Origin of the sequence: Ruminococcus sp. AF37-20 (assembly GCF_003460465.1) — a bacterium.
GTDB lineage: Bacteria > Bacillota > Clostridia > Oscillospirales > Ruminococcaceae > Hominimerdicola > Hominimerdicola aceti.
Genome location: NZ_QTVE01000003.1, coordinates 93,108 through 110,773 on the forward strand (window position 1 = coordinate 93,108; position 17,666 = coordinate 110,773).

Genomic DNA, 17,666 nt, shown 5'->3' on the forward strand with positions numbered 1-17,666 from the left:
CACATGAGTATATTTTGTAGGGTATGCCTGCATGGTCAGCCTTTCATTTCTTCTCTTATGCCTTGCCAATCGGGACAGAACTTGCCCACCAAAGCCCAGAAATCCTTGCTGTGATCCATAAAGACCAAGTGGCAAAGCTCGTGGAGGCAGACATAATCTATGCACTCTCTGCGGAAAACGATAAGCTTTGAGTTTATGGAAATATGCCTGTTTGAGATACATCTTCCCCAGCTTGCTGTCAGCGGTTTTATTGTGACCTTTTCAGGCACAAGCCCTGTGGAGGCAGACATTTTCTGCATACTTTTTGTTATCTCCGCCACTGTGAGATCGTTTATGAACTTGGTGGTCTGCTCTTTTACATAGGTCTGGTCGCTGGTCTTGTTCACGGCAATAAGAAGCTTGCCGTCCTCTATCTTAGGAGAAAAATACTTATCAGCCTGAACAAGAGTCAGGGTAAGCTCGTTCCCCAAAAGTCTGAGCCTTTCGCCATGGCAGAAATCTTTCGGCAGACCCACCGCCGCCTTGTCTTTTTGCTCCTTTATCCAGCCCAGATTGTTATTAATAAAGCTTTCAAGCTGCTGCTTTGAACAGCCGTAAGGCACACGCACTGTCAAAGTGCCGTCACGCATACCCATATTAAGGCGACTTCTTTTGGCAACGTCAAGGATAAAGTCTATGCGCTCTCCGTTTTTATCCTCGATAAAAGTATTATATTTCGGCACTTCAAAGCCCCCATATCCAAAAACGCCGCACATTCTTTTGTGCGGCGCTGTATTTTTTACCACTGTACTGCTATAGAGCTGTCTGTCGTAAGATAATCCTTATAAATATATCCCGTGAGTGGACCGTCTATGTTCATGAAATTTATCTTCACATATCCGTTATCCTCATATTCAAGAACGTTTACCTGAACGCCCGGTGACATACAAACGATATTCTCAGCGTCATTATCAGGCGCCACATGAAGATAAGCATACTCTGTGACATACATTACTTCAAGCACATCTGTCTGGCTAGACTCGTCGCTGGACACATCTGTTACCGCACCGCTTTCGTCCACACTGCTGTTATCAGTAACGGACGTATCCGCAGGGGCGGTGCTGTTCACCGGCTCAGCCACAGACTCATTTGTATTTATGGTGGCAGTATTTATACCCTTTGGCACTTCTGAACTATTGCTTGCAAAAAGCCCCTTGGCAAGCAGAAGTATCACGCACAGAACAAATATGCCCACAACTATTATTGCGACAACGCTCGCCGTATTTCCCGAAGCCTTGCGGGAAACGTTATTCTTGTTATTATCCATATATTGCACGGCACAAGCCGTCACATTTCGCCTCCTTTTGCAGGAACACACCTGCACACCTGCAAACAAAGCACAGGTACATAAACATATTATAATATTTTTTATCATCAATGTCAATGACAGTTTAATTACAATATTGTCACATTTCACCCTTCAAACCCTCTTCTTGAGATATTTGCCATATTTACGCTGATGTTTTGACATTATAGCCAAATAGGCGTTTGCTAATTTGATTAAAATACATATTAACAGAATCAGCAAAATGTGATATAATGAATTTTGAGGGCGTGCCTTGGGAGGCGTTGCCCCTACAGTATAAAAGCAAGGGGGCAGGAAGTTGCATAAAAAAATTATCTGCGGTGCATTGTCCGCTGCAATGTTCCTGAACCTTTTTTCAGCCTGCGGTCGGTCTGAAGAGAGAGTGGTCAATACTGAAAACTCATCGTTTATCGAACAAGAGGAAGTCGTTGACAGCCCTGCAAAGATATTTTTCTCGGCATGGAACGGCAGTGAGATAACTGCTGACACGGCCAGAGAGCATGGTATGCTTTTCATGGACTCTTCAAAAGAAAGCGATATGCGCTGGGCTGAGTTCTGCGAGTGCGTAAAAAGCGGCACTGCGGCTGAGATAACAGTATGCACAAGCACGCAGGTGATACATGCTGAAAGCTCTTTGGAGGGGGACAGCGGTGTTCTTACCATAGAATCCGAGGACTTTTCTGAGGGCAGCATGAAGCTTTTCTCAAAAAAGCTTTCTTCCGACAGCCTTTACAGCGTTTGTGAAAACGGCTTGACGGTATATTACGCAGGAAGCAACAAGCTTTATCAGACAGAGAATGTAACAAGTGAGCTTACAGACGTTCCTTTTGAGCAAAAGATATACAAGTGCAGCAGTGAAGCCAACATGACATTCCCCTATCAAAAAATGTTTTCAAATTATGATGATTTCAGTGAATATTATTTGAAATACAATGGTGAGCTGCAAATTCAGGAAATGAAAAAGGATATGGAAGCTTTTGAAAACGAAGGCGGCTTCAACAACCATGTTATTTTTCTAAAAGGAGAGCTTTCGGGATATGAGCATATCGACTACAAAGCAGTAAGGGCGGTCAAGGACAAGGATTCCCTTTTCATATATGTGGCTAAAGAGATACCCGAGAACAAGGCAGGGGCGACTTCAAAACGTCAGATAACTGTCACAGTGCCGTCAGAGTATCTTGACGAGATAAGCCCCAAAAACATAAAATGGATAGTTTTCACACAAGAATGACAAAAGGCGGACAAGGTGTCTGCCTTTTTTTATTCTGAAAGTTGACAGATAAAAGCATTAGTATTATAATAAGGTCAACACCTCATAAGGAGATATTTATATGAAGCTTTTTTACCCTGAGATATTTGATAAATTTGCCTGCACAGGCTCGCAGTGTTCTGACAACTGCTGTATGACCGATTGGGATATCGAGATAGACGAGGACACCTACGGCTTTTACAAAAAGCTTGACAATGATATAGGCAGGAAGTTTGTAAACTCAGTTACAGAAGACGAGGGCGTGAAATATCTTGTCCACTGCGACGGCAAATGCCCTATGCTCAACGAAAAGGGGCTTTGCTCTGTTCAGCTTGCTTACGGCGAGGAAAACATCTCAGACATATGCCGTGAACACCCGAGGTTTTACGAGTGGTTTGGAGGTTACAAGGAGGCAGGCGTGGGACTTGCCTGCGAAGAAGCTGTGAGAATGTATCTTTCTGACGATGAGCCCGTAAGATTTTTTACCAAAGAGATAGATGAAGAGCCTGATGACCTTGAGTTCGATCCCCAGCTTCTTGAAACCATGCTTTTTGCACGAACGGCTTTCATTGACCTGCTTCAAAACAGGGAATATTCTCTCCATGACAGGCTTGTGAACGTTCTTTCAGCGTCAGCGGAGATACAATATGCTCTTGACGAAGAGGATACAGAGGAGATAAAAGCCATTGCCCAGGAGCTTTCCCACCCTGAGATAATTGCAGAGCGTGTGGAGAGTTTGAAAAAGGCTTTGCCTGAAAAGCCTTTGGAAAATGCCGAAAATATGCTTTTGTATCTTGAACGTCTTGACTTTATAGGCGACATTCTCCCACAGCAGATAAAAGACGCAAGCCGATTTGTGAAAAAGCTTTCCGCACCCATAAAGGCTCAGACGAGCGGTGAGTACGAAAAGCTTGCGGTGTATTTTGTATACAGATATTTTCTTAAAGCTGTGAGAGATTTCGACCTGCTGTCAAAAATAAAGGCTATGATAGTGTTCGTTTTTGCCGCAGAGGTCATAAACCTCAGTCGTGAGCATGACGCTCACGCACGCTTTGAAACCGTCAAGGAGCTTTGCAAGGAGATAGAATACTCAGGTGACAACATGGACAGGATATATGACGACAGCTATCTTTCCGATATTTTCTCCGATACTTCTATGCTTGCACTTCTTGAATGGACGCTTTAGAGAAGAAGGTAACCAAGCGCCAGAAGAAGCTTTATGTCTGCGCCCTGCTTGTATAATATGTAAATAAGCAGACCGATAAGGGCTTTTTCCTCGTCTATCTTTATATCGCCTAAATTCCCCCCAAGCAGACCGCTTAAAAGCGAACTGCTCTGAGGGGCTTTTTGTGGGCTATGAGCATTCTGAGTGCGAAGGGTTTCCTCTGCTTTAGGTGGTGCAGGCTCGCTATTAGGGCTTGCGCCCACAATGCTTCGTGAACGCCTTTGCATTTCTCTCACACGGCGAATGGCTTCCTCCTGCATAGTGGTGAAATTATTGTCATCAGAATAAGCCAAGCAGATCACCTCCCAGAAGCCCGCTTTCTTTCAGTGCGGGATACACCGCAAAAAGCTTGAATATTTTTATGAGCCTGTCTATTTTCGCCTGATTTTCTTCTTTCAGCAGAGGTCGCAGAGCAAGAAGAAGTTGGATATTTTTATCAGGCTTTGAAGCTGACTGCATAATGCTTTGTATCTTCATAAGCTTTGCAATATCAAGACCCCCTGCCTGTGTCGCTTGCGCAGGCTTGCTTTCCGCAGGCGGAGAAACGCCGCCCAGGCTTTGGAGAAGCTGAGAAAAGTCCATGTTCTGAGGGCTTTGTGGAGCTTCGCTCTGACCGCCCTGTTCTCCCTGTCCGCCGTTATCCGCCGTGAGCATATCCGCAAGCTCCTTTATCTGCTTCATGCTTTCCTCGTCATTAAGCACATTCTGTATTTTGTTCATCAGATCGTCCAATTATTTCACCGCCTGTTCAAGCTTTTGCCCTGCAAAATACTATTTCCCCTGAAGCTTTTTGAATATTGCCCTTGCCTGCGGTGAGGACAATATTTTCTCGGCAGTTTTCGGATCTGACAAAGCCTTTTGAAGCATCATAGCCTCGTTTTGTGGCATACCCTGAAGCGCCCTGTCATAAACTCCGCTTTCAAGCTGACCTTTCAGCACATCAGGAGTAGTGCCTAGCTTTCTTGAAGCCACTGCAAGAAGCGCCTGCATGGCTTTTGGATCCATAGAATTGAAGCTGTTTTTTGCGCTCATAAAAAATTCTCCTTTTTTCTATAGTATTTATAAATATTTATGTTATAATATTGCTTGTTATAACTGGTAAAGGGGTGTAACTATGAGAATAATCGTTTTTTCGGATACTCATGGAAATTATTCTGCAATGCACAAAATATTCAAGAGAAACGGCGACGCCGACCTGTTTATTTTTCTTGGCGACGGCGAACGTGACCTTGACAGCCTGAGAGTGCAGTATCTTGACAAGAAGATAGTAAACGTATCAGGAAACTGCGACTTTGCTTCGCTCACTCCCGAAAATGACATATACATGACCGATGACGGTATAAAGATATTTTTCACACATGGCCACAAGTGGGGCGTAAAATACTCTACCGACAGACTTTTTTACAAAGCCAAGGAAATAGGCGCACAGATAGCACTTTTCGGACACACACACTGCCGCTACTATGCCTATGAGGAGGGTATCCACATTTTAAACCCCGGCAGTGCAGGTCAGCCGAGAGACGGCAAGCCTGCAAGCTATGCCTATATTGACATTACAAAGGACGGTGGCATATTCTGTAGTCACGTTGACCTATAATATGCTCAGGACTTAGATCTTGTTAAGGCAATACCGCACAAAGATTGTGCGTCAGATGCGTAGTCAGATTTTTTGTCAGATTGCATAAAAATTCCGCAGGCATACTGTCGTATATCAAGGGATTTTTGTGTGATATGACAGAAAATCTGCAAGCAGATGGCGTGCAAAGCCGTCAGGCAGGCTTTGTGCGGTGTTGCCTTAAACAAAAAGCGGACGAACACTTTTCATGTTCGCCCGCATTTTTATGCTAAAAATTATTCTGATATCTCTTTTCTTACCCTTTCAAGCTCATCAAGGAACATCTGATCCGCATGGCTAAGGCGGTAATTGCTCTGATAGATAAGAACGTCCTTGTTGGTCTTTTTGAAGCTATGACAAACTCTCTGCACAAGGCCATAACGCTTCAATATCTCCTTTGGCAAAGGACTTACCCACATGAATGAGTCCGGACAAGCCGAGAGGATATCGAACTGACTTCCTCTCTCATAAACGTAAATATGTCTGCTGTGATTATTCAGCTCAGCGTTTTTCTTCTGATAAGTCGCTGAGATGTTCGGCACTATATTATCGCCGTGCAATACCTCTATGTATTTATCCAAAACAGTTTCGTTTATCTCTTTTTCTTTAGCAAGCTGGCTGTTTTCGCTTGTGATAAGTACATAATCGAACTCCCACACGTTATGATATTTCAGATTTTTCTCTTCTATCATAGACATGAAAAAGCTCTCATACGCCACAGGATAACGGATTATACCCATGTTATATTCGCATTCCACCACTGCGTTTATGGCTTCCATGGAGTTTGTTTCCCTTATTTTTGCGTCAAGCTCCACATTCGTGCCTAACTTGTTCACAAAGCAAGTAAAAGCGTGGGTTATATAGCTTGCTCTTGGCAAAAGCAGAGAGAAGTTCACAGCGTTTTCACCATTATCCTTATAAAGGCTCTCCATTTTATCCATTTGCACAAGTATGGCCTTGGCATACTGCAAGAACTGTTTACCCTTTTCTGTGGCAACAACACCCTTTGCACTTCTTTTAAAAATCGGTATGCCAACTTCTCTTTCCATTTCCTTTATGGCTTTTGAAAGGTTAGGCTGACCCATATAAAGTGCTGAAGCAGCTTTTGTGATAGACCCAAGTCTTTCGACCTCTACCATATATCTGAGATGAGTTAAATTCATAGTTTCCCCTTCTTTGTTATCGGTATATAAAATTTTAAGGCTGTCATATAATATTATATATGCTTTCTGTCAATTTCATTATAAAGCTTTGTTAAAAACTTGTCAACCGCAAGGAGCGTTTTTTAACATTTATTTAACATAAAGCGAAGGCATTCACCTCTTGACAATGCCTTTATACTCTGTTATAATCTTATATGTTTAAGGCTTGCTTCTGCCGCCGGGTAGAAGTTTTGCGTCGGACCTGCTGTCGTTAGGCTTTAAAAGACAGCGGTGTTCGGCGTTTTTTTGTGGGATAAACGGAGGGTAAAAATGAAGAAAAATTCACATCTTAGGGACTTTGCCAGATACGCTTCTCTGAACGTTTTAGGAATGATAGGTGTATCGTGCTATATCCTTGCGGACACGTTCTTTGTCGCAAAGGGCATGGGTGCAGACGGTGTTACTGCACTGAATATCGCCATTCCAATATACAGCCTTATCCACGGCACAGGACTTATGATCGGCATGGGCGGAGCGACAAAGTTTGCAATATACAAAAGTCAGGGACGTGACGAAGCAGGAAGCAGAGTTTTCACCTGCGCACTGCTTATGGCTCTGGTGCTTGGAGCGATATACTTTTTGGGCGGAGCATTTTTGTCAATGCCACTTGCAAAGCTTCTTGGTGCAAAGGGCAGCGTTGTGGGCATGACTAATACCTACCTAAAAGTGCTTATGATGTTCGGACCGTTCTTTGTGCTAAATGATACTTTCAACTGCTTTATAAGAAACGATGGAAGCCCAAAGCTTTCAATGGCAGCAATGCTTACGGGAAGCTTTTCAAACATAATACTTGACTATGTGTTCATTTTCCCGCTGGGTATGGGCATTTTCGGAGCTATCCTTGCAACAGGGCTTTCGCCTGTCATAAGCCTTTGCATACTGAGCATATACAAATTCCGCAAAAAGAACAGCTTCCATATCGTCAGGGCAAGGCACGAAGGGAGAACTTTTGGCGGCATATTATCCATAGGCGTGCAGTCGCTTATAACTGAGCTTTCATCAGGCATCGTAGTGCTTGCGTTCAATATAATAATACTTGGTCTTGCAGGCAACACAGGCGTTGCAGCTTATGCAGTGATAGCGAATACTTCCATTGTGGCGGTATCCATATTCACCGGTATCGCACAAGGCGGTCAGCCGCTTATCAGTGCTGCTCACGGCATTGGCGACAAAGACCGTCTTAGAGCAGTGCTGAGATATTCTATTATATCACAGCTTGTAATAGCGCTTATGGTTTACCTTGCTATTGCATTTTTCACAACGCCTATTGCTGCTATATTCAACAGCGAACATATCGACTCTCTTCAGCACATGGCAGAGGACGGCATGAAAATATACTTTACCGGATTGTTTTTCTCAGGCTTCAATATAATAATATCTGCATTTTTTGCGGCTTCTGAGAAAATCATACCAGCCCAGACCATCACCGTATTAAGGGGCTTTGCTCTTATCGTGCCAATGGCTTTCATTATGTCCAAGGCAGCAGGATTAACTGGCGTATGGCTTGCTTATCCTGTCACGGAATTTATCGTAGCGGCAATATCCATAATATTCTATATAAAAAACAGACACAAGACATAAAACAAACGGCAAAGTATCAGGCTTTGCCGTTTTATTTTTGCATAAAGCTTGAAAAAAGTTGATTTTTATGCTATCATAAAGAATAGTGATTAATTTTGCGGAGGTCAACTGACAAATGATAGATGCAAGCGGCAACACGCTGATAATAGATATAAGGGACGAGCTTTCTTTTGAGTATGGTCACATTGACGGAGCAGTGAACATCCCTGTCGAAAAGCTTGATAAAAGCGACCTGCCAAAGGACAAAAAACTTCTTATCTGCTGTAAAAGCGGACTTATAAGCGACACTGAGGCCGAAAAGCTTCGAATGCTTGGCTATGACGCTGAAAACCTCGAGGGCGGCTACTATGGTTGGCTGAGAGAAAAGCTCTCCAAAGAGGTCGCAGAGGATATCTCGCAGGACGCTGAGCGGAGCATACAAAAGAAATTCCGCAAGGAGATATGGAACAGATTCACACAATCTGTGAACGAATATGAGCTTATAAAGCCTAATGACAGGATAGCGGTGTGCATATCGGGCGGCAAGGATTCAATGCTCATGGCGAAGCTCATACAAATGCTTCACCGCCACAGCAAGTTCCCTTTCGAGGTAAAATATCTTGTTATGGATCCGGGCTACAGTCCTGCCAACCGTGAGATAATCGAACGCAACGCAAAGCGGCTGGGCATACCAATAACAGTGTTTGAGTCTGATATTTTCGACTCTGTATACAATGTGGAGAAAAATCCATGCTATCTGTGCGCACGAATGAGAAGAGGTCATTTATACAGCAAAGCACAGGAGCTTGGCTGTAACAAGATCGCACTTGGACATCACTATGATGATGTTATCGAGACCATACTAATGTCAATGCTTTACGGCGGACAGATACAGACAATGATGCCGAAGCTCAACAGCACGAATTTTGAGGGTATGCAGCTTATAAGACCTCTCTATATGGTAAGAGAGGACGACATAAAAAGGTGGCGTGACTATAATGGGCTGCGTTTCATACAGTGTGCCTGCAAGTTCACCGACACCTGCACCACCTGCGCACCTGACAGCAGGACAGTATCAAAGCGTATGGAGATAAAACAGCTTATCGCAAAGCTAAAGCTTGTCAATCCGCAGGTAGAATATAATATTTTCAAGAGCGTGGAAAACGTTATGCTCAATCAGGTCATTGCATACAAAGATGACGAGGGCAGACACAGCTTTTTGGAGAGATTCAAAGAGGAGTAAAAACGCATCAGCCACAAGCGGCGAAACAGGCGACCAAAGGTCGCCACTACAAAAAATCATCACCGCAGGCGATACCTTAATTCCTCATTTCTCACTCCTCATTCCTCACTTATCTATAAGGTGGCATAATAATGATATTTCTATTTCTTCTGCCCTTTTATCTGGGCGTATCATCATACATGATGTTCCGATTTTTCTACTGGATGAAGCACTGCAACCACAGATTTAACTGGCTGCGTTTCAAAGTGCCTTTTGCAGTGGTCTATCTTTTCATGGCGCTTTCGCCTGTTATAGCTTTTCTGCTCCCGAAATCCGCCGTTGCTATCGTCATAAGGCGAATTTCTACATACTGGATAGGCATTATGCTCTACTCCCTTTTGTATGTGGTGCTTTTTGACCTGCTAAGGCTTATTGCAAAACACACGAAGCTCAAAAACACGCTGCTTTTTTCCCGAGGAAGCGTTATTTCCATAGGTTCGGTGGTTGTGGCTTGTGCGGTGGCGACCTGTCTTTACGGCATTTTCAATGCACGAAACATCAAGGTAAATGAATACAGCGTAACTGTCAACAAGTCATGTGGCAGTGACAAGCATTTAAAAGCTGTGCTTGTGGCTGACATGCACATGGGTTACGCTATCGGTGTGGATCACATCACCAACATGGTTGAGAAAATAAACCAGCAGGACGCTGACATTGTTATAATAGCAGGAGATATTTTTGACAACAGCTATGACGGCATGGACGATCCCGAAGGGATAAAGGCACAGCTCAAGTCCATAAAGAGCAAATACGGTGTTTATGCGGTCTATGGCAATCATGACATTGACGAAAAGATACTAATGGGCTTCACATTCGATTGGGGCGGAAAACAGCTCCACAACGAGAAAATGACAAACTTTATGAAAGAGTGTAACATAAAGCTTATCAATGATGAGTCTGTTTTGATAAACGATGAATTTTATCTTGTGGGCAGGCGTGACACTGACAAGCCCGGTACTGAGGACGGCACTCGTGCAGAGATATCAGAGCTTACGAAGGATCTTGACAAGACCAAGCCGATATTTGTGCTTTCCCACGAGCCTGACGAGCTTCAAAAGACCGCTGACGCAGGTGCAGACATAGATTTCTCAGGTCACACACATGACGGGCAGCTTTTCCCAGGCAATCTGACAATAGGTCTTTTCTGGGAAAACCCATGTGGCATGATAAAGAAAGATAATATGTACTCCATTGTCACCTCCGGTGTTGGTGTATACGGCACTTTCATGAGGGTAGGAACTGACGCTGAGATATGCTCTGTAGATATTGATTTTGCAGGTTAAGTTATATAGTAAAAGGTCTGTCACTTGATTTTGGTGACAGACCTTTTTTATGCTAAACAATATCTTTTTCAAAAACGGCTTTGATATTCATATCCCCGTTCACCTTAGCCTTTATCTCCGATTGGGTATTATCGCCCTTTACGCCCTCCCAATGGTCAAAATGCCAGCCTGATTTTGCTTGTGCGTTCAATTTTATCTCACAGCCGTCAAAATATGTGCCGCTATAATCACTTTCTATTTCAACGCCCCCTATCAAAACGCTTCCCTGCTGGTTATCCGCTGATATCTTCACTGTTCTGCGCTCATAATAGTCAAACTCTCTTTCAAGATAGCCAAGCACTTTATCATATCTTCCCTCAATAAAATTCTGCCAACGTATTATCATAGGGTCTGTAGCTTTCGCAAGGTTTGCCCATGTTGGAAAACGGTCGAAATAATTATCAAGCTCGCCGTAATAGATATTCTTATAATATTCGAGATACTCCCCGAACCGCTCCGCAGTAAAGTTCACGCTTCCAAGCTGACACATTGCAGAAGCGAGCTTCAAATCGAATTCCTCGTTATCTATAAGTCTGCAAAGTATTCCGCCAAATTTTGTATAGCTTTGGCTTCTAAGATACGAGAACATATTTGTTTCCAGATCCTTCTCGTTATAATGCGAGCATGACGATTCCGTATCGAAAAGCACAAAACGCCATCTGCCATCTGCATAGCTATTGCCCTGCTCTATGGTTCTTGTGCGCCAGCAAGCATAGTTGTTCTGCGGCCAATCGTCATTGAAGATATACATTTCCGTGGCGGCATACTCCACAAGGTTATCCATATCTATCATTGCGCAGGCTTTGCGATAATTCTCCTCAATGGACATATCGTTTTCTGTGATAAACTTATACATATCATTGAAAAGCTTTTCGTCCTCAGCCTCACCCTCGCTCAGCTCATCATTTTTATACATGACAACGTTGCTTTTTGCAACATTATATCTATCCGCAAAATATCTGTCGCTGTAATCCGACTGCAAGGTATAAAGTCCCCAGTATTCACCGTCTATAAACAGCACGCAGGCTGTTCCCTGCTGAGTTTCAACACCTCTGCCTGACACCATATTTTGTATCATCATGTCCTTGAACTTTGAATAATTGGCGTCATTTCCGCCGTTTCTAAGCACAAAGGTCTTGCATGAAGTGATAGCCTCGCCGTTTACATCTGTAAAGCTATCCCAGAAAACTGTATCAAAAGAGCTTTTGCCGTAATCGTTTCGAGCATAAAGCCTGAACGACTTTTGATAATCCGCCCTAGACCAGCCGCCTTGTATCCTTATGCCGCAATCCTGAGAAATAAGGCTGTTGCCCTCACTGTCGAAATACTCAACATAACATTCTTTTTCCCACTCTCTGCCACGCTGATTATAGTTTGCAGGGATAGAGCCGTTCCAAGGGTGGTCGGGGTTTTCTTCGTCATATTCTTTGTATACGTCCCCAAGACAGTAAATGCCCGTTTTTTCGTTGAAAAGCCCATCAGGATCGGTGGTAATGGATACTATAGGCAAATCGTTATGATCTGCACTTGAAACGTCCACAAAATAGGTGGCAGTAACAGTTTTTCCGCACTTTCCGCTTGTACCCTCTGCGCAGGCTCTAATGACAGTGCCTTTATCAACTGCGCTTTTGTCAGGCAGTTCTATGCTGTCACGATAATCAAGCTGTATTTTCATAGGGTCATAAGCCGAAAGGACATTTTCATCATCTGACCTGTCGTCAATTCTCAGGGCATTTTCATAGACCTTTCTTGTGTCCGACGTGGCAGGGTCGGTGCCGTCGGTGGTATAATACACCGTCTGACTCTCTCCTGCGGTTATCTCAAGGTCAAAAGCCTTTTCATAGCTACCTGCCGCCTGAGAAAACACAGGTGTATCTCCGATAGTTTTCTCTGCATTCGCCGCAAGAGGTGTAGGCTCTGAAACGTACATTTCACCCTTGGCATTTTTAGAATAGCTCACGCCCTTGTTAAGCTTAGGCAATTTTATGCTCTCGCACTGAAGCGAGTCATATTTCAATATTATCTCCGCTTCGCTGACCTTGCCTATGCTGAAATCAGCGTGAGGAAAATCAGCATTTTCAAAGCCTGCTGACGAGCAGTATACTATTATATAGTCATGGGCTTTAATGACATATCCGCCCAGAGGCTGATCTACACCGCCATTTTTTGAAAGTGAAAATCCCGTAAGTGAAATATCTTTATTTGTAGGATTATATATCTCTATCCAATCGCTTGGTTCTCCGTTTTTGTCCTGCATAGCTGTTTTCTCAGATGTTTCACTGTTTGAGGGGCATATCTCGCTTATATATATTTTCGGCGGTCTTATTATCACCGCAGCAAGCATTACAACCGCTGCCACCGCCGCAAGACAAAGCCCTATCACGGAAACCCTTTTCAGTCCCAATATGAAACCTCCCGCTCTGCAATATTACAAATATCATTATAGCCTTTTTTCACATTTCTGTCAACCGACTGCAAAACATACAAAATCCATGGGAATTTTCTCTGTGACTTTTACTATTTCTACAATCCTTTTAACTTTTACTTGACAAACTTTTACGGCTGTGCTTTAATAGAGTAGTAGGGTAAAATCCCCGTAAATGCGAAAGGAATGGTACATATATGAAGTTAAGAAAAGTTCTGGCACTTGCCGCTGCAGCGGTAATGGCTGTGGCTGCTCTTGCGTCATGCGGCGTTAAGGAGGACTCCTCAAACGATTCAAAGACGGGCGGCTCATCAGAAAAGCACTATAAGATAGGCATTGTGCAGATAATGGAGCATACATCTCTCAACACTATCAGAGATGCTGTTATCGACAGACTTGCAGAGCTTGGCTATGTTGACGGCAAAAACTGCACTATCGACGCTCAGCAGGCTAACAACGAGTCAACAACTGTTCAGCAGATACTCGACCAGTTCAAGGCTGACGGTGACGATATCATCATCGCTATCACAACACCATGCGCACAGCTCGCAGCTCCATACTCTGAGGAGATACCAGTAGTATTCTCCGCAGTAACAGACCCTATCGGTGCAGGTCTTTGCGACTCGCTTGAAAGCACAGGGGCAAACATCACAGGCACATCTGACAAGCTCGCTATCACAAAGATACTTGACTTTGCGCTTGAAATGAAGCCTGAAATAAAAACTCTCGGTTATCTTTACAACACAGGCGAGGACAACTCAGTTTCTACCCTTAAAGAAGTAAAGGCTTACTGTGAGGAAAAGGGTATCACTGTTATCGAAGGCGCTGCTTCAAACACATCTGAGGTTCAGGAAGCTGCTCAGAACCTTGCCGCAAAGTGCGACGCTGTATTCTCCCCTAACGACAACACTATTGCAGGCGCTATGGGTACAGTTACAGAAGTTATGAACAAGGCTAAGGTTCCAATGTTCGTTGGCGCTGACTCAATGGTAATGGACGGCGGTCTTGGCACTGTCGGTATCGAGTATTCCGACCTTGGTAAGGAAACTGCAAACATGGCAGCTCAGATACTCAGCGGTGAAAAGAAGGCTTCCGAGATACCAATAAAGGTATTCAACGAGGACCTCAGCACTTATATCAACAAGACAACTGCTGACACGATCGGTATCACTATTCCTGACGATATTGCAAACGGAGAAAAGACAGTTTACTTCGATTAAACTATTGCAAAATCAAAGCAAACATAGTATAATAGTAGGGAGCGGGACTTTCGCTCCCTGCTATTTTTTATTGAAAGGAAAATTATATGAAACTGAATAAGAAAACAGTTATCTCGCTTATACCGAAAGCTGTGCTTTTGATCTTACTTCTTATGATAATAAACACTCAGCTCACGGAAAGCGTTGTTACGGGAACATTTGAAAAGGGTCTTGTTTTTGCTATCCTTGCACTTGGAATATTCATCTCATTCAGGATACTTGATATCCCTGACCTGTCGGTAGACGGAACTTTCACCCTTGGCGTTGCAGTATCAGTTATGCAGGCTTTCAACGGCGACCCTATCAAGGGCATACTGCTGTCAATAGTTGCAGGAGCTATCGCAGGAAGCGTGACGGGAATACTTATCACAAAACTCAACGTTCAGCCTATACTTGCGGGAATAATCACAATGACGGCTCTTTACTCCATAAACCTGAAAATCATGGACAGACCTAATATTTCACTCTATAAAAAAGATACTATATTTACAATAGCACAGAAATATTTCGGCGACTATTACAAGCTTGCGGCAGCAGGTATCGTGCTTGTTATTGCGGCTGTTCTGCTTTTCTGGTTTCTTAAAACTCAGGCAGGAATGTCACTTAGAGCCACAGGCGACAATGAATACATGGTAAGGGCTTCTTCAATAAACTCAGACAGAATGAAAATAATGGGCTTTGCCATTGCAAACGCTTTGGTATCCCTTTCAGGCGCAATGTACGCTCAGTATTCCTCGGCAGGCGACTCAAACAGCGGTACAGGTATGCTGGTGGTAGGCCTTGCTTCTATCATTATCGGTGAGATATTCTTCAGCAAGCACTCGATCCTCTGCGGAATACTTGCGGCGATATTCGGTGCGATAGCATACAGATTTGTTCTTGCTTTTGCAATGAATCTCGGTATGGACAGCAACTACACAAAGCTTTTCTCAGCCTGCATAGTTGCCCTTGCTATCTCTCTGCCTGCTATCAAGAAGTATATCACAAAGGCATACAAGCGTGTATGCAGTGACAAATAGGAGGTTTAAAATGCTTAAGCTTGAAAATATAAACATAACCTTCAACAAGAACACTGCCAACGAGCGTAAGGCGCTTCAGCACATAGACCTTGATGTGGCTGACGGAGATTTCGTTACTGTAATAGGTTCAAACGGTGCAGGAAAATCCACACTTATGAACGTTATCAGTGGCAGCTACGAGGCTGACAGCGGCAAGATATTCCTTGACGGAAAGAACATCACTCACCTAAAGGAGCATCAACGTGCAAGAACTATAGGCAGGCTTTTCCAAGACCCGTTGAGAGGAACTGCGCCAAACATGACCATAGAGGAAAATCTCGGCCTTGCCTACAGTCGTGGAAAGCGTCGTTCGCTGACTATCGGTATCAGGAAAAAGGACGTTTCAGTGTTCAGAGAAAGGCTCAAGGAGCTTGACTTAGGTCTTGAGGACAGAATGAAAATGCCTGTGGGCTTGCTCTCAGGCGGACAGCGACAGGCGCTCACATTGCTTATGGCGACTATCGTTACACCAAAGCTTCTGCTTCTTGATGAACACACTGCGGCACTTGACCCTAAGACCGCAGAAAAGGTCATGAGGATAACCGAAAAGATAGTAAAAGAAAACGCACTGACTACTCTTATGATAACACACAACATTTCAAATGCCATTGAATACGGCAACAAGACTATCGTAATGAGCCAAGGCAAACTGCTTCTTACAATCGAGGGAGAGCAGAGAGCAAACATGACGGTGGAAAAGCTTATGAAGCTTTATTCCGACACCGCCGAGGACGAACTTTCAGACAAGATGATACTTCAAGAATAATCAGACATACAAAAAGCTGCGGAGTTTTCCCTCCGCAGCTTTTACTTTTGTTCTTTCACTTAAGACTAAACATATGTTATATCTATTCCTGCGATCTTTGCTCTGCCCTTTATGATAAGGATCTTTTCTTTTTCATCATAAGCTCCGTTAGGCTGGTCTATTCCGCCAAGAACGCAGTCGGCTTCCACCTTTATGCCCCAGTTCTTCGGGATATAAAGCTCCACTCCGCCGCAAAGCACATCAACATTCAGCTCGACTTCGTTTCCTGCCATATCGGCAGAATCGAAATACACCTCCATACCGCTGTAACGGCAGCTTATGTCAACTCTTTTCAGCACCTTTGAGGTTATATACTTTGTGCAGCCTGAAAATTTTGCGTCGATACGCACATATTCCCCGTTGTCTGAGGATTTATCCCATGCAGGATTATCGGTGGTGTGGGTGGTCCACTTGCTTTGGGTAAACCTGTAGCGGTAAGGGAAAATAAATGAAAATCCCACGCTGAGAAGCAGTGCCGCACCGAGAACCGGCCATGGGGTGAACTTCTCGATACCGAGAGTTTCGTCAAAGAGTATCGCCATGATAGCCATAGGGAAGAATATTCCCCAGAAGTTAAGGTGTCTGACGCTCGTTACGATAACAGGAACGAGGAGCAGTGAGATCACAACGCTCCACACGCTTACGCTTCCCAGCAGACCTGTGCGGTCAAGGATAAGGGCAACGCCTGCAAGGATAACGAACAAGCCCCATATAAGATTTTTGTTTTTCATAGAAATCTCCTTTCTCCAAGTCTGAGCTTCAAAAGCTTGTAAAAGCTTCGTGAGGCGTAAAGCTGTTTGTGAGTGCCTGCAAAGCTTATAAGGCTTGCAGAGGTTATGTTTCGTTCAACAGAATAGATGTGCTTTACGTTCACGATAGCGGATTTTGACACCCGCACGAACTTTCGTGGAAGTATCTCTTCAAGCTCGAAAAGCTTCATTTTGACCTGAAAAACGTCGTCAGAGGTATGTGCGTTAAGATTATGTTCCCCTGTTTCAAAAAACAGTATGGAATCAAGGGGAGGATAGAACTGAACTGCGTCTTTGAAAAAAGCTATCTCAGGATCGCCCTCTGCCGACTCCGCCGCCCTTTTCATTTTAAGCACACGTTCATCGGGCTGGGCGCACCTTATGACTATCTCGTCTTCAGACATATTCTCGTCTATCTCTATCCTGACCTTCACGCTTTCACCCCCGTTTTATCTGACAGCCTTATTATAATCTATTTTTCTTTTCATGTAAACCCCTTTTGGCTGACAGGTGCAGATTTCTATGCAAGAGGTAAATTTTATGGCCCAAAGGGGTGCTGACCATGCAGCA

The 17,666-nt window shown here is 43.9% G+C and carries 18 protein-coding genes; 9 read left to right on the top strand and 9 right to left on the bottom strand.

Translation table 11 applies throughout. The features are described from left to right. Positions 1 to 35: 35 nt before the first annotated feature. On the bottom strand, positions 36 to 722 hold the full coding sequence (locus DW015_RS02755; RefSeq protein ID WP_181979819.1) for a SprT family zinc-dependent metalloprotease: 687 nt from the start codon (positions 720 to 722) through the stop codon (positions 36 to 38). 56 nt (positions 723 to 778) lie between these two features. Further along, positions 779 to 1,306: an SH3 domain-containing protein gene (locus DW015_RS02760; protein WP_038672938.1), complete on the bottom strand. Its 528-nt coding sequence runs from the start codon at positions 1,304 to 1,306 to the stop codon at positions 779 to 781. A gap of 337 nt (positions 1,307 to 1,643) precedes the next feature. Here DW015_RS02760 and DW015_RS02765 point away from each other — a divergent pair, with 337 nt between their 5' ends. Both DW015_RS02765 and fliB read left to right on the top strand, forming a co-directional pair. Beyond that, a complete protein-coding gene (locus DW015_RS02765; RefSeq protein WP_117904029.1) occupies positions 1,644 to 2,576 on the top strand; it encodes a hypothetical protein in 933 nt (310 codons plus the stop codon). A gap of 100 nt (positions 2,577 to 2,676) precedes the next feature. Then, complete coding sequence (fliB, locus tag DW015_RS02770; RefSeq protein WP_117904031.1) at positions 2,677 to 3,780, top strand: flagellin lysine-N-methylase; 1,104 nt, start codon at positions 2,677 to 2,679, stop codon at positions 3,778 to 3,780. Here the strand turns inward: fliB and DW015_RS02775 are convergent. The 3 genes from DW015_RS02775 to DW015_RS02785 are packed head-to-tail and all read right to left on the bottom strand — an operon-like array spanning position 3,777 to position 4,851. Further along, positions 3,777 to 4,112, bottom strand: a complete 336-nt coding sequence (locus tag DW015_RS02775; protein WP_117904033.1) for a hypothetical protein — start codon at positions 4,110 to 4,112, stop codon at positions 3,777 to 3,779. The genes fliB and DW015_RS02775 overlap by 4 nt on opposite strands. After that, a complete protein-coding gene (locus DW015_RS02780) occupies positions 4,099 to 4,539 on the bottom strand; it encodes a hypothetical protein (protein WP_038672934.1) in 441 nt (146 codons plus the stop codon). Before DW015_RS02780 ends, DW015_RS02775 begins: the two co-directional genes overlap by 14 nt. A 51-nt stretch (positions 4,540 to 4,590) precedes the next feature. Further along, complete coding sequence (locus DW015_RS02785; RefSeq protein ID WP_022286541.1) at positions 4,591 to 4,851, bottom strand: hypothetical protein; 261 nt, start codon at positions 4,849 to 4,851, stop codon at positions 4,591 to 4,593. Between the two features lie 82 nt (positions 4,852 to 4,933). Between DW015_RS02785 and DW015_RS02790 the strand changes: the two genes are divergently transcribed. Beyond that, positions 4,934 to 5,416, top strand: a complete 483-nt coding sequence (locus tag DW015_RS02790) for a metallophosphoesterase (RefSeq protein WP_022286542.1) — start codon at positions 4,934 to 4,936, stop codon at positions 5,414 to 5,416. Between the two features lie 254 nt (positions 5,417 to 5,670). Here DW015_RS02790 and DW015_RS02795 read toward each other — a convergent pair whose 3' ends face one another. Then, positions 5,671 to 6,597 (bottom strand): LysR family transcriptional regulator, encoded by a 927-nt coding sequence (locus DW015_RS02795; protein WP_022286543.1) that lies wholly within the window; start codon positions 6,595 to 6,597, stop codon positions 5,671 to 5,673. Positions 6,598 to 6,906: 309 nt separating this feature from the next. Here DW015_RS02795 and DW015_RS02800 point away from each other — a divergent pair, with 309 nt between their 5' ends. The 3 genes from DW015_RS02800 (at position 6,907) to DW015_RS02810 (ending at position 10,761) form a co-directional block, all read left to right on the top strand. Continuing rightward, a complete protein-coding gene (locus DW015_RS02800; RefSeq protein ID WP_117904035.1) occupies positions 6,907 to 8,217 on the top strand; it encodes an MATE family efflux transporter in 1,311 nt (436 codons plus the stop codon). 115 nt (positions 8,218 to 8,332) lie between these two features. Further along, positions 8,333 to 9,439: an ATP-binding protein gene (locus DW015_RS02805; protein ID WP_117904037.1), complete on the top strand. Its 1,107-nt coding sequence runs from the start codon at positions 8,333 to 8,335 to the stop codon at positions 9,437 to 9,439. A 131-nt stretch (positions 9,440 to 9,570) separates the two neighbouring features. Further along, positions 9,571 to 10,761, top strand: a complete 1,191-nt coding sequence (locus tag DW015_RS02810; protein ID WP_117904039.1) for a metallophosphoesterase — start codon at positions 9,571 to 9,573, stop codon at positions 10,759 to 10,761. A 52-nt stretch (positions 10,762 to 10,813) separates the two neighbouring features. On the opposite strand, the gene DW015_RS02815 is transcribed toward DW015_RS02810, so the two are convergent. Beyond that, on the bottom strand, positions 10,814 to 13,204 hold the full coding sequence (locus DW015_RS02815; protein WP_117904041.1) for a CotH kinase family protein: 2,391 nt from the start codon (positions 13,202 to 13,204) through the stop codon (positions 10,814 to 10,816). Positions 13,205 to 13,422: 218 nt separating this feature from the next. Here DW015_RS02815 and DW015_RS02820 point away from each other — a divergent pair, with 218 nt between their 5' ends. From DW015_RS02820 to DW015_RS02830, 3 genes are all read left to right on the top strand, one after another. Then, on the top strand, positions 13,423 to 14,445 hold the full coding sequence (locus tag DW015_RS02820; protein ID WP_117904043.1) for an ABC transporter substrate-binding protein: 1,023 nt from the start codon (positions 13,423 to 13,425) through the stop codon (positions 14,443 to 14,445). An 86-nt stretch (positions 14,446 to 14,531) separates the two neighbouring features. Further along, positions 14,532 to 15,503, top strand: a complete 972-nt coding sequence (locus tag DW015_RS02825) for an ABC transporter permease (RefSeq protein ID WP_347500999.1) — start codon at positions 14,532 to 14,534, stop codon at positions 15,501 to 15,503. A 10-nt stretch (positions 15,504 to 15,513) separates the two neighbouring features. Next, positions 15,514 to 16,308: an ATP-binding cassette domain-containing protein gene (locus DW015_RS02830; protein WP_117904045.1), complete on the top strand. Its 795-nt coding sequence runs from the start codon at positions 15,514 to 15,516 to the stop codon at positions 16,306 to 16,308. Positions 16,309 to 16,373: 65 nt separating this feature from the next. Here DW015_RS02830 and DW015_RS02835 read toward each other — a convergent pair whose 3' ends face one another. Together DW015_RS02835 and DW015_RS02840 are read right to left on the bottom strand one after the other, a co-directional pair. Continuing rightward, complete coding sequence (locus tag DW015_RS02835) at positions 16,374 to 17,078, bottom strand: hypothetical protein (protein WP_117904047.1); 705 nt, start codon at positions 17,076 to 17,078, stop codon at positions 16,374 to 16,376. Next, positions 17,075 to 17,530, bottom strand: coding sequence for a LytTR family DNA-binding domain-containing protein (locus DW015_RS02840; protein ID WP_117904049.1), 456 nt, complete (start codon positions 17,528 to 17,530; stop codon positions 17,075 to 17,077). The genes DW015_RS02835 and DW015_RS02840 overlap by 4 nt, the downstream gene beginning before the upstream one ends. Positions 17,531 to 17,666 lie beyond the last annotated feature (136 nt).